Consider the following 12,258-nt stretch of genomic DNA (forward strand, 5'->3'; position numbering starts at 1 on the left):
AGGCCACAGTCGTTTCACCACCGCCGGAGTCCGGGGCGGTGATTGCCCGACGCTTCATGCTGGCTCCAGGATTTGCCACCGGGCACCCAACGCCTGGGCCAGCTGTGAGGCGCGTCCCAGGCGCACCTGCCCCGACTCGGTGTCCACCACCAGAGCAGCCTTGCCCCGCAGGCCCGCCGCCGCCGTCAGCGCGTCTGTCCAGGCGTCGGAACCCGGAGTCAACGGCACATTGGCGCGGCCATCGGTAAAGAGAACCAGTTCGGCATGACGCAGACCCGCCAGCATATCGGCAGCCAGGTGAAGGGCGTGGGCGAGGGGCGTGCGTCCCCCAGTCGGCGCGGTGCGAATCGCCTCCTCGGCAGCGGCGTCGTCAGTCGTCCAGTCTAAAGACACGGTCGCCCCGGTGCCGCGGAAGAGAATCAGAGCCGTCTGATCGCGCCGGGTGCGGCCAGCCAGCACCTCCAGCAGCGCTGCTTTCACTGCGCCCATTCGTCCAGAGATGCCCACGCTGCCGCTCGCGTCGGCCACGAACAGCACCCGCCGCCCGCCGTCCTCGGAAACAGGCGTGTGGAGATCCTGGGACGTGATCTGGACGCTGCCGCGCCCCAGGGCCGAGCGCAAGGTGGCTGGAACGTGAAGTTGCGTGGCCTGAGGGTCAGGTACCGCCCGTGTCCCGCCGTTCTGTGGACTGCCCTGCTGATGAGGGCGGCGCAGCACCGGTGGGCTGAGAGTCAGCGGAACAGTGACGGTGGTGGGGGCAAAGATGTGCTCCGGAACACTTGCGCCAGCCGGAGGAGGAGGGGCCGGAGAGGGGTCCGGCGATTCTCCTCCGGCGGGTGGGGGGGAGGGGGTCCGGCCCACACTTTGCCGGTGAAGGAGCGCAAAGGGCGCGACCCGGTGGAGGTCGGCCTCCTCAACCTCAATGCGGTGTTCGAGGGCGGCACAGGCCCGCGCCGCCCGGTGCAGTACCAGATCGGCGCGCAGGCTCCGCACCCCCGCCTGGCTGCTGAGGGTGGTGATGATTTCAAGCAGCGGGTCGGGTACGGTCACCTGCGGGAAACAGTGACGGGCCGACGCCAGCCGCTGCCCCAGCGCCGCTTGTGCCTCCTGCCACTGCTGAGCAAACGCGGTGGGATCAGCCTCAAAAGCCATACGCCGCCGGATAATCTCGGCGCGTTCGGCAGACCCGTGCGGAGCCGAGACGTCGACACACAGCCCGAACCGATCCAGAAATTGAGGACGCAACTGGCCCTCTTCGGGATTCATGCTGCCCACCAGTGCGAAGCGGGCAGATTGCTCGGCACTCAGGGTATCGCGCTGCACCCGCACCACGCCCATGGCTGAGGCGTCCAGCAGCAGGTCGACCAGATGGTCAGGCAGCAGGTTGACCTCATCGATATAGAGCAGGCCACCATCAGCCTGGGCCAGCAGCCCGGATTTGAGGCGGGCCTCACCCCGCAGCGCCGCGTCGAGGTCAAGGGTACCGATTACGCGGTCCTCGGTGGCTCCCAGCGGCAAGTTGACGAAGGGTGCAGGGGCGTCTGAATCTGGCGGAAGTAGCTGCGCCAACCCGCGTGCCGCCGTGCTTTTCGCTGCGCCCCGGTCACCCCGGATCAGCAGGCCGCCCACACTCGGAGCCACCGCCAGCAACGACAACGCAAAGAGCAGTTCTGGCTGATGGGCCACAGCCGCCAGTGGATAATCAGGAGTCATGAATGAGCCTTTCGTACGTGCAGCACATGAACGTCGAATGTCCAGCGGTAGCGCCAGCCATCCTTGACCGCGGTGAGGTACGGCTGTAAAACTTCCAGCACCTCCGCCTCCGGAAGGGGAAGACGGGCCTGAGCCAGCAATGCAGCCGTGTGAGGAAAAGTCAGCTCGCGGACCTCCCCGATCCGGTGAAGCTCCGGCTCCTCGCCCAATGCCTTCAGGGCACGGTGCAGGCTGGGAGCCCGCTGCGGGCGCGGTTGCCCTGCCAGGGTCCGGCGCAGGGTGACGTGTGGACTGCCCAGCCCGTCGTCTTCCAGCACAAACAAGTCGCGGCGGGCCAGACGCAGCAGACCCGTCAGTGCGCCGCGCAAATCGGGCAGGTACGCCAACGACCAAGCGCTCAGAACGGCGTCGTGTGGGGACAGCGTGGGATCACGTAAGGCGTCTCCGAGGGCTTGGCAACGGAGATTCACCTGCGCGGGCGGGTTCTTGCTGCGCAGCACGGCGAGCATCTCGGGCGAGTGATCCAGCGCTGTGACCTGCTGCACCTCACTGGCCAGTGGCAAGGTCAAGCGGCCCGTGCCCGCGCCCACGTCCAGCAGCGAGTGCGCGGGAGCCAGCCGCTCCCGCAGCCACGTCACGGTATTCGGCAGGGACGGCTGGCCCGCGTCGTACCCGGCAGCCTTCTCTCGCCAGAACGCCAGATCGCGTTCAGGTTGCCAGCGCCCCGAGCGCACAGCCCGCACCTGCGCCGCCCACTCATCAAAAACGTCGGTTTGGAGGGTCATCCGCCCACCCGTGCCTGCTCGCCGCGTTCTTCCAGCAGACCTTCACTCTCGGCCAACAGGTTCTGAAGCGCCCCGAGCGTCTCGGGCGCAGCTGCCCACAGGCCGCGTCCCTCGGCTTCCAGCAGGCGCGTGGCGATGGCGTTGAGCGCCCAAGGATTACTTGCCTTCAGGAACTCCTGGTTGACAGGATCAAGCGCGTACGCCTGCGCGACGCCCTCATACATAAAGTCATGGGCAATCTGGGCGGTGGCATCAAAGCCGAAGAGATAATCCACGGTGGCCGTCTGCTCCAGACCGCCCTTGTAGCCGTGTTGACGAATGCCGCTGAGCCATTTGGGATTGACCACCCGTGAGCGGTACACCCGCAGGGCCTCCTCGCCCAGGTCGCGCACGCGGGCACGCTCGGGGTTGGCACTGTCTCCAAAGTAATGTTTGGGTTGCGTGCCAGACAGGCTGCGCACAGACGCGATCATGCCGCCAAAAAACTGAAGGTAATCGTCACTGTCAAAAATATCGTGCTCCCGGTTGTCTTGGTTGTGCAGCACCAGTTGAGTGGCCCCCAGGCGAACGCGGAAGTCTTCGCGGGCGTCGCTGCCCTGCTCCGCAGCCGTATAGGCGTAGCCACCCCAGTTGACGAACGTTCGGGCGAAATCGGCGTCACTCTGCCAGTTGCCCTCGTGAATGAGGTCAAGAATTCCTGCTCCGTATGTGCCCGGCGCACTGCCAAACACGCGGTAGGCCGCCCGCGCCTCCGCCTCCTCGGTGGGCAGATCGGCCAGGCGGTCCCGCAGGTCGGCCAGATAATGCTTGCGGGGAAAGTTCAGCTCCTCCGGCTCCTCGGCGTGCATCGCCTGCGTAAACGCGTCGTCTAGCAGCGTGATCAGGTGCGGAAACGCGTCACGGAAAAACCCGCTGATCCGCACCGTGACGTCAATCCGCGGGCGGCCCAGCTCTTCAAGTGGAATCAGCTGCACGCCCTCCAGGCGGCGGCTCTGTGGATGCCAGACAGGCCGAGTCCCCAGGAGGGCCAGAATCTCGGCCACGTCGTCGCCCTGGGTACGCATATTGCTCGTGCCCCATACGCTGATGGCCACATATTCCGGGTGCTGCCCCGCTTCCTTGTGGTGGCGCTCTAACACCTCATGCGCCAGGTTGCTGCCCACTGTCCACGCTGCCTGCGAGGGCAGTGCCCGTGGATCGACGGCGTAGAAGTTGCGCCCTGTGGGCAGAATGTGCGCTTGCCCACGTGACGGGGCACCGCTGGGGCCAGCGGGAACGAATCGGCCCGCCAGACCGGCGATCAGGTGCGTGATTTCGTCGCTGGTGGCGTCCAGGTTGGGCTTGAGGCGCTGGCAGGCGTAGGTCAGTGTCTCCGCAAGGGTGCCCCTGCCGCTCCGACCGCCCAGGGTCAGGGCCAGCACCTCACCTACGGTGGCGGGGTCGAAGTGCCGTTCCGCCAACAACTGGTAGAGGTGCAGCGCCAGTTCATCCAGCAATTCCAGCGCGTCGCCGTTGGTCTGAACCGGGCGTCCCGCCAACTCGCTCAGGTCGGCGCGGATGTCCAGCCGGGCACCGGGGCGGTCAAGCAATTCCGGGAGGTTGAGATTCAGCACCCCGGCCAGCCCTGCCAGCAGACCCGGAACGCCGACGTTGGCCAATCGGGTCAACGCCCGCAGCATCTCAGGCAGGGCTTCACCCTGCGGAGCCTGACCTAGCGTGTGCAGGCCGCCCCGAATCTGCGCCGCGCCCAGTTCGCACAGGTAGCCGTCAATGTCTTCCAGCAGATGCGCCACATCCGCTCCATTCATTTCACTCAGCGTGACGGGCAACCCCTCCTCCGTAAAAGTTTCATCCCAATCATGCACGTGGTCACCGTGATCACGCCGCAACATGGCTCCCAGATCGGTGCCCAGATCTGCCTGCTGCACCAGCGCCCAGATCTGCCCCTGAAGGAGCGGCAATTTGCTGGGATCAAGGAGTTCCAGTTGGTAGTACTCATCGACCAGCGCCGCCAGCTCGGCCAGTGGGCCGTAGGTGTCTGCCCTCGTCAGCGGCGGCGGCAGGTGATCCAGAATTGTGGCGTGGGCGCGGCGTTTGGCCTGCGTGCCCTCGCCGGGGTCGTTGATCACGAACGGATAGAACAGCGGCAGGTCGCCCAGCAGACTGTCAGGAAAGCAGTGGGCGCTCAGGCCCACGCCCTTGCCGGGCAGCCATTCCAGAGTGCCGTGCTTGCCCACATGCACCAGTGCGTCGGCCCCGAAACCGCCCAGTGCGGCAGGTTCACGCAGCCAGCGGTACAGCGCCGCGTAATGGTGCGTAGGGGGCAAATCAGGGGTGTGATAGATGGCGTCGGGGTCCATCCCGTACCCGCGCGGCGGTTGCAGGGCCACGAATACCTTGCCGAAAGTCATGCCCGCCAGGCACAGGGCGCCGCCGTGAACATAGGCCATACCGGGCGGCGGCCCCCACTGCTGCGTCATGCGCTGGCGCTGATCCTCGGGCCATTCGGCGAACCAACGGGCGTACTGCTCTACCGGAATCTGTGCCGCTGCCTGCGCCAGTTGCTCCAGCGTCATCACAGTCTGGTCGTAGTTGCTGCGCTCGATCAACCCATGCATCAGGGCGTCGGAGGTTTCGGGAAGGTCGCCCACGTCATAGCCCTCGCCGCGCAGGGCACGCAGGATGTGCAGCAGCGACGCCGCCGAATCCAGACCCACCGCGTTGCCCACCTGCGACGCCTTGGCTGCTGAGTTCGTGAAGATGAAGGCCAGCCGCTTGTCCCCGTTGGGTTTGTGCCGCAGCCGGGCCAACCGCACCGCAATTCCGGCCAGGCGTGCGCTGCGCTCCGGGTCAGCCACGAGCCGCCGGGCCTCCCCCGCTTCCTGTTCCTTGAAGGCGAAGGGCACGCCAATGATCCGGCCATCGAATTCCGGCAGGGCCACGTTCATGGCCGTGTCGAGGGGACCAAGGCCGCGCGCGCTCGTGGCCCAGGGGCCGCGTGCACCGCCCAGCGTGAGGCCCTGCACGACCGGCACGCCCAGCCGCATGAAGGCCGATGCGCCGTCATCTTCCCGGCCGGTGTGCGTGCGGGCCTCCGCCATTGCAAAACTGAGGGTCGAGATCACGGCGTCCACCTGACCCTTCAGCAGCGCAAAGGCGTGTGGATCGCTCTGAGCATTCACGTCTTTGAGGCTGGTGGTGAAGACGGGCAGGGCGTCGGCCCCCGCTTCGTCCAGTGCCGCGACCAAGGTGTCCAGAAAGGCCGTGTTGCCGCTCAGGGCGTGTGCGCGGTAGAAGAGGATGCCGACCGCCGGGCGCTGGAGGTCGCGGCGCTGGTGCCAATCGTCCAGCGTCGCTCCTTCGGGCAAGTCGGGGTGATACAGACCGTGCTCGGGGAAAGGTTGCGGCGGCTGTGCGCCGTACCCCGTCAGGCGCAGGGTGTCGGACAAGGAAAGCAGGAGTTCACGGGTGTTCGGCCAACCACTGGCCGCCAGGTAAGTCAGCGCGGTGTCCAGCGTGTGCAGGGGGGCGACACTCAGCCGCGCCAACTCCGGATCAGGTTCGTTGGTGCCGCTGACCACCAGCAGATGCTGACCGATCGCGGCGGCATGTTGCCGCAGGCGCTCACCGCCGGGCAGCCCACTGAACTTGCCATGCACGCGCACCAGGACCACTTCCGCCTGTCCCACTGCGCCGGCCAGCAGGGCCTCCATCTGCGCTTCACTGCGAATACCGCCCAGCGCCACACCGGTAACCGGCCCGAAATCGTCCGGCAACGTTTCCTGCGCGGCCTGAAGATTGAGCAGGTCAGTATCGGCGTGACTGAGGAAGGCAAACCCGGACAGGGGGCGGTCTGAAACCTCGGTCGGGATCCGGTGCCCCACTGCCGGTGCTGAACTGGAGGCGTCCCAAGTGTAGTAGTTGAAGGTGTACTCCAGCAGTTCGGGTGGTGGTGGCAAGTATCCATCTGCCTCCAGCATGGCGCTGATGTACCCGAAGATGGCCCGCACCAGCCAGGGGTCGTTGACCGAGTGGAACCACACGTCATGCCCGTCGAAGACCAGGTGAGCCACGTTGGAGAGGAGGCACGGTCCCAAGCAGCCCGCCCTGGTGAGGTGTATTTGATTGCGCAGCTTGCGCCGCGTCCACTCTTCTGTATAGGTGTCGACAGGAGCTTCGGCGTAACCCCTGTCAGTGCGTCCACAGCAGCAGCCGTGAAAGCAGTAACTCAGGTGCCCGCGCCTGCGCACCACGTTGATGGTGCGGCCATCGGCGCGGACGACCCGTTGGCGCGGCGCACTTGGGCGGCTCATGCGGCCCGCGTGGGCACGCGGCCCAACCGACTCCATACCCGCAGGGCCAGCAGGACGGCAAACAGGACGAAGCCAAGTGGGTTGGCGATTTCGCCCAGGTCTACATCAGCAAGATCGCTCAGGGCAAAGGTCAGTGACAAGACGACCACCATCCAGCCCATCAACTGAGAGGCAACGCGCGCCCGCTGAGGATCGGCCTGCTGACCCCGCTGCAACTGAGATGCGAGCACGCCGTCCACGCCGTCGATCAGCACCATGCCCAGGGTAAAGACCAGCCCCAACACGAGCGGCGGCACATTGTTGCTCAGGGACAACGCCGAGAGCTGCGAACTGGTTTCCATGCCCACCGCCAGCAACAGGCCCATCAGAAAGGGACTGGACGCCAGAAAGGCGCGGCCCGGCGTGAACTGCGCGTGGACATGAGGGGGCGCGGGGCGGAGCAGCCGCCACAGGTTCAGTGCCGCTACTCCCAAAAACAGGTAGGGTGCCAGCCAACCCAGGCTGAACTTTTCGCCCAGACGCCCCACCAGCAGCGCCAGGAGGGTCACGACCAGCCCGTGCCCCAGCCCGAACAGCACCCCGTTCCAGCGGCTGGGCCGCAGCCGTGAAAAGCCGTCGATAGCTGCCAGATGATCGGCGTCCATCCCGTGCCGCAGGCCCAAGATGAATACCAATACCAGCGTCGTCACCATGCTCGGCCCTTCGATCCGTACTCGGTGCCCGGTTGACCGCCGATTCTGGCCTGATAAGCGTGCTTGACAGGCTGAATCTCACTGACTGTATCGGCCAAAGCCACCAGTTCGGGCAGCGCGTCGCGCCCGGTGATCACCACAGTCAGCCGTGGGTCACGGGCACGCAGAACCGCGTTCACCGCAGCCCAGCCGTATTTCAGGGGAGAGGTGAATTCGGCCAGAACGATCAGGTCATGGTCGCCGTTCAGGATGGCCTCTTCTGCCAGTATCCAGCCGTGCGGCGCCAACTCTGCCGAATTCTCAAGGTTTTTGCTGCGCTCTCCAGATTGAGCGCTACCGTGCTTCAGAAACTGAGACAGCTTCGTGTTCAGGCCCCGGCCGTGGGCACGCATCATCAGGCCCAGCGCGGCAGTGGTTTTGCCCTTCCCAGTATTCACAATGATCAGCCCGCGCCGGCCCTTGCTGATCGCTTCGCGTTTCTTGGAGTTGTCGCGCTGTCCGGTCGTGGAATCGGGCATTTCAGTGCCCCTGGGCAGTGGGAGGGACGGCCCAGGGCGAGACAGGGTGAGAAGAGGAACACAACACAGAAGACAGCGCATGACGACTCCAATGGGCAAAGGCGAAAACAGCTGGAACTGGGCCAGCCTGAACAGCCCACTCCAGCCGGGGCCGGAGTGGGCAGAATTCGCGCCAGAACAGCGCCATGACAGACCTCAACTCATTGGTGGCCCTCTAATGGCGAGAGGTGCCCACCAATCACGGTGGGTCTCCCTGAGAGGCATTCGGGCTGACAGAATCCCGTGATACGAGAGATCTGATTACCGTTGCGCAACAGCGCCGGACTGGGTGCATCAGCACCTTCACCGGTCTTCCCCTTGCTCAGGTCAGGTCAGCTTAGCAGAGGCGGCCGTGGGAAAGGAGTTCCGCTCCGGTCAACAACGGACAGCTCAGCCCTTAAAGGACGCAGGCGAAGTATTGACGCACTGGACGGGGAAGACTGAGGTCCGAAGTGCCTCCAAGGTGGTTCCCCCTGAATTCCATCGAGCATGCAGACAAACGGGTCCAAGCCCAGTCGCACAGTGCGGCCGTACAGCGCGAGCAGGGTTTGAGGTCGCGCCAGGGTCATCAAGATGATGGACAGGATTCAGGCCCACAGTTGGACCTGCCAATACACGCCAGCAGTGAGGGCCAATCGAACCACAGTGATTTGGTGGGGTTGTCAAAGAGGAGACGCAGCAACATGATCCGCAGTAGGCTGATTGCCCGTGACCGCAAGCTCTACCGCTGCCGGTTGTTCCTCAGATTCAAGAAAGCGCGACGAGGGCAGGAATTTCTGGCTCTCCATGCCCACATCTCGAATCTTCACCAGTATGTCCGAACCACTGTCCCCACCCACCTTCGAACAGTGGAGGGGTTATAAGAAACGCCCCAGGCGATGGAGGCCTGGGGCGTTCTGGTGGTGGAGATGGGCGGAGTCGAACCGCCGTCCGAAGACCCGTTGCAGTAGTTTCTACGAGCGTAGTCCTTGGTTTAAATCTCAAGTCTCAGACGCGCAAGGACACGCTTCCTTTGACTCCAGCCCCTTTGTTTCGCTTGAGCTTAAGGGCGTCTGCTCAGGCTAGCCATCTATTCGTAAGTTAACAGGACGCCAATGGCCGGGCTTCCTGATCACTGTCTCACTTATGCAGCGAGAGCGTAGGTGGTGCTGTTGTTGTTGCCAGTTAATGGCTTGGTTGATGATTAACGAGGCCCACAACCATCCTCGGCTCGCAACGTCCCGCTCAGTGATCCCCGTCGAAACCGGGTCATCCCCAATAGGGAAACATAGTTTATCACGCAGTCGAAACTCAAATGTAGAAATGATGCATTTGGGGCCGCATGCGTTGCCTCCCTGAGCCTTCTGGGCAAGCCCCATGTTCAGGCGGCGCAGCATAACGTCTGAGCGTCACGATATTGGATCACTTCAAGGTTGAGGGTAAGTCGATTTGGCGCACCTGGAGTTCAGCGCCGATCAGCGGTAGAGGATCAGCCAGACCAGTCCCTCGGCTCTGACGACGGACGCAGTTTGGTCAGCACCGACAGCGTGACGGTGGCGGTCGGGTTTGACCTCGGTCACGGACGGTGAGCGTAGCTTAGCCCAGTTGGGGCAACACAACCGTTCAACCAGCCCCGCCAGGGGCCACCTGAGGGTGAGTCAGTTTTGCACACGTGGAGTTAAGCCCCGATCATAGGAGACACCCCATGACCCAGCGCAAAACATACACCGCCGAATTCAAGCGTTACGGCTGTCCAACTCGCGCAGTCCACCGAAAATATAGCGGGCACCGCCCGCGACCTTGGTATTGGACTCTCTGCCTTAAGAAAGTGGATTAAAGCCGACCAGCACAATGGGGAGTTGGCCTTCCCTGGTCAGGGCCGTCAACTCTTGACACCTGAACAGGAGGAACTCAAACGACTCCGCAAGGAGAATGAAATTTTGCGTCAGGAGCGCGAGATCTTGAAAAAAGCCGCGGCCTGTCTTGGGCAGGACGGCACCCGTATGGGGCCTGCCCACCTCTTTGCCAGAGAGCCACGCGTTGAGATACGTGTTGATCCAACAGTGGCGCACCCAGTACCCGCTCGAAGTCTTGTGGCGGGTGCTGGACGTGTCCAGCAGTGCGTTTTACAGCTGGCAAAGAAGGCCCACCTCACCACACGCTGAGCTTCATGGCGCTGCTGGAGCAGCGCGTCCGTGTGCTGCACGAAGCCAGCAAAGGGCGTTACGGTGCGCCTCGTCTTCAGGCCGATCTGCGAGCTGAAGGACAACCTGTTTCCCGCAAGCGGATTTCGCGCTTGATGCGGGCTGCTGGCCTGCGGGCCAAGGGAAAACGACGATTCGTACGAACGACGGATAGCGAACACACCTGTGCGGTCTGCCCCAATGTGCTCAACCGAAAATTTGCCGTTCAGCACGTCAATATGGTGTGGATTTCTGATCTGACATTATTCCCACCAAAGCGGGTTGGCTCTCTTTGGCCGTCACCCTTGATCTGCATTCACGGGCGGTGGTGGGGTACGCCATGGAGGCCCAGAGGCCAGCGACCCTGCCCTTGACAGCCTTGCGGATGGCCGTGGGCGCAAGGAAACCTTCGCCTGGCCTCCTCCACCACGCAGGGCCGTGGAAGTCAATACGCCAGCAAAATTGTTCAGGCCGAATTGATGCGCATCGGTGCGCAAGGGAGCATGAGCCGGAAGGGCAGTTGCTGGGACAACAGCGTCCTAGAGAGCTTTTTCAGCTCCCTGAAACGGGAGCTGCTAGACACGGCTCCCTTTGAACGCCGAACTGTAGCGCGGCAAGCCATCTTTGAATACATTGAAGTCTTCTACAATCGATGCCGACGCCACTCGACCCTGGACGACTTGACACCATACGAGTTTGAGCGCCAAGCTCAAGTGGCTTAACCAGATGTGCGCAGAACCGATTCAAGCCCACTTCGCAAACGTAAGCATTTAGAGAATTCGTGGGTACGTCTTAGGACAGTCACGGCACAATGGCCGAGATTCCTGAGTCGCTGGTTCCCCGGAGGTATCCATGAATAAACCCGTCCTGTTGTTGCTGGCTCCCTTGAGCCTCGCCCTAGGGAGCGTCGCACTTGCCCTGACCTACCGCTCTGTTGACATCACCTTGAACCACGAGGTCGGCCCTCTCGAAGTCGCGGTGAGTTCCTCTATGAGCCCGGCTCTTGGCTTGGCTCAACCCCCAGTCAAAAATGGTGTGGCCTACGTTTCGGCCAGCCGCGAGGTGGGCTCTTGGCAGGTGGGTCTCAGCCCCAAGCTGCCCTTGAAGCTGCATGTCATCCGCGAGACAGGCAGCAGCCTTCTCAATTTAACTGGACTGCCCGTGACTGGACTCAGTGTGAAGTCTGATGCTGGCCCGCTCATCTTACAACTGCCGTCCACCTCATTTTCAGGCGTGGTCACGCAGGATACGGGCAGTCTTGACATCTATCTCAGGCAGGACACAGGGCTCAAACTGACGGTGCAGAAGTTTGAGACTGGATCTTTACGCTTGGACGGCCGGGAAATCGCGAGCGGGACGAAGTTGACGGGCACCTATCAGAGTGCCAATTATGACCGGGCCAAATTTAAAGTCAGCCTGGTGCTGGAGCATGGCGCGGGGCCGGTGGAAGTCTTTTCACCGGGGATGAAACCCTGAACCAGGGAGCCGTTGATGACCAATAGCGCTCAGTACCCGACACTTTCTAATTTTTCTGTCTGAGACGGCTCCAAGAGTCCAATCAGTTGAAGGGCTTCGACCTCTCCACGCTCGTGGATGCGCGCGAATGTGCGCACCAGGGTACGGAGACCCAAGGTGACCACACTCCAGTTTCGTCGACCGTGCACCTTCACGGTGCATGTTTGGAGAAGACCCACCAGCACGCACCACACATACGCCAGGGTCAGCAGGCAGAGCAGGCGCTCCACGTGATCGTGGAGCGTCATGTGGGTACTTTCCAGCTTGAAGCCCTTGCTTTTCAAAGCCCGGAATAAGCACTCAATGCAAAACCGCTTGCGGTACCCGGCCAGAATACGGCTGGCAGAGCCAGAGGTGCTGGCAACGACGAGCGCCTCCCCATCCTGGGTGTAGGTCAGGACAACATTCATCGGCTGACCGTAGACCTCGGCCCCATCAACCAGGATGCCCTTCATTCCTGGCTGTAGTCCCTGCAGCCAGTCTCGCGCGGGAGAGCCGTCGATGACCGTGTCCTGCCGGAG

7 protein-coding genes, 1 other RNA gene and 1 pseudogene are annotated in these 12,258 nt (G+C 63.1%); 2 read left to right on the forward strand and 7 right to left on the reverse strand.

Going from position 1 to position 12,258, the window contains the following annotated elements; genetic code table 11:
* Nucleotides 1–54: 54 nt before the first annotated feature.
* The 6 genes from F561_RS0118495 to ssrA form a co-directional block, all read right to left on the reverse strand.
* Nucleotides 55–1,713 carry a VWA domain-containing protein gene (locus F561_RS0118495; protein ID WP_019011456.1) on the reverse strand — a complete coding sequence of 553 codons (1,659 nt, stop codon included), beginning with the start codon at nucleotides 1,711–1,713 and terminating at the stop codon, nucleotides 55–57.
* Nucleotides 1,710–2,498, reverse strand: coding sequence for a class I SAM-dependent methyltransferase (locus tag F561_RS0118500; protein ID WP_019011457.1), 789 nt, complete (start codon nucleotides 2,496–2,498; stop codon nucleotides 1,710–1,712). The genes F561_RS0118495 and F561_RS0118500 overlap by 4 nt, the downstream gene beginning before the upstream one ends.
* Complete coding sequence (locus F561_RS0118505; protein WP_026299048.1) at nucleotides 2,495–6,811, reverse strand: cobaltochelatase subunit CobN; 4,317 nt, start codon at nucleotides 6,809–6,811, stop codon at nucleotides 2,495–2,497. Before F561_RS0118505 ends, F561_RS0118500 begins: the two co-directional genes overlap by 4 nt.
* Entirely contained in the window at nucleotides 6,808–7,503 is a 696-nt protein-coding gene (locus F561_RS0118510) for a HoxN/HupN/NixA family nickel/cobalt transporter (RefSeq protein WP_019011459.1), read from the reverse strand. Before F561_RS0118510 ends, F561_RS0118505 begins: the two co-directional genes overlap by 4 nt.
* Entirely contained in the window at nucleotides 7,497–8,021 is a 525-nt protein-coding gene (locus F561_RS0118515; protein WP_019011460.1) for a cob(I)yrinic acid a,c-diamide adenosyltransferase, read from the reverse strand. Before F561_RS0118515 ends, F561_RS0118510 begins: the two co-directional genes overlap by 7 nt.
* 939 nt (nucleotides 8,022–8,960) lie before the next feature.
* Nucleotides 8,961–9,316, reverse strand: a transfer-messenger RNA (tmRNA) gene (gene ssrA, locus F561_RS28045).
* Nucleotides 9,317–9,744: 428 nt separating this feature from the next.
* Here ssrA and F561_RS29045 point away from each other — a divergent pair.
* Together F561_RS29045 and F561_RS0118535 are read left to right on the forward strand one after the other, a co-directional pair.
* A pseudogene (locus F561_RS29045) lies at nucleotides 9,745–10,944 on the forward strand (IS3 family transposase).
* Between the two features lie 130 nt (nucleotides 10,945–11,074).
* Nucleotides 11,075–11,698 (forward strand): hypothetical protein, encoded by a 624-nt coding sequence (locus F561_RS0118535; RefSeq protein WP_019011464.1) that lies wholly within the window; start codon nucleotides 11,075–11,077, stop codon nucleotides 11,696–11,698.
* A 29-nt stretch (nucleotides 11,699–11,727) separates the two neighbouring features.
* On the opposite strand, the gene F561_RS0118540 is transcribed toward F561_RS0118535, so the two are convergent.
* A partial coding sequence (locus F561_RS0118540) for a transposase (RefSeq protein ID WP_019011465.1) occupies nucleotides 11,728–12,258 on the reverse strand: 531 nt, incomplete at its 5' end.

This window comes from Deinococcus aquatilis DSM 23025 (assembly GCF_000378445.1).
GTDB classification, from domain to species: domain Bacteria; phylum Deinococcota; class Deinococci; order Deinococcales; family Deinococcaceae; genus Deinococcus; species Deinococcus aquatilis.

What these genes read in the sequence shown, in the direction of transcription:
- F561_RS0118495 (WP_019011456.1), bottom strand. Translation starts at nt 1,713, where the DNA reads ATGACTCCTGATTATCCACTGGCGGCTGTGGCCCATCAGCCAGAACTG.
- F561_RS0118500 (WP_019011457.1), bottom strand. Translation starts at nt 2,498, where the DNA reads ATGACCCTCCAAACCGACGTTTTTGATGAGTGGGCGGCGCAGGTGCGG.
- F561_RS0118505 (WP_026299048.1), bottom strand. Translation starts at nt 6,811, where the DNA reads ATGAGCCGCCCAAGTGCGCCGCGCCAACGGGTCGTCCGCGCCGATGGC.
- F561_RS0118510 (WP_019011459.1), bottom strand. Translation starts at nt 7,503, where the DNA reads ATGGTGACGACGCTGGTATTGGTATTCATCTTGGGCCTGCGGCACGGG.
- F561_RS0118515 (WP_019011460.1), bottom strand. Translation starts at nt 8,021, where the DNA reads ATGCCCGATTCCACGACCGGACAGCGCGACAACTCCAAGAAACGCGAA.
- F561_RS0118535 (WP_019011464.1), top strand. Translation starts at nt 11,075, where the DNA reads ATGAATAAACCCGTCCTGTTGTTGCTGGCTCCCTTGAGCCTCGCCCTA.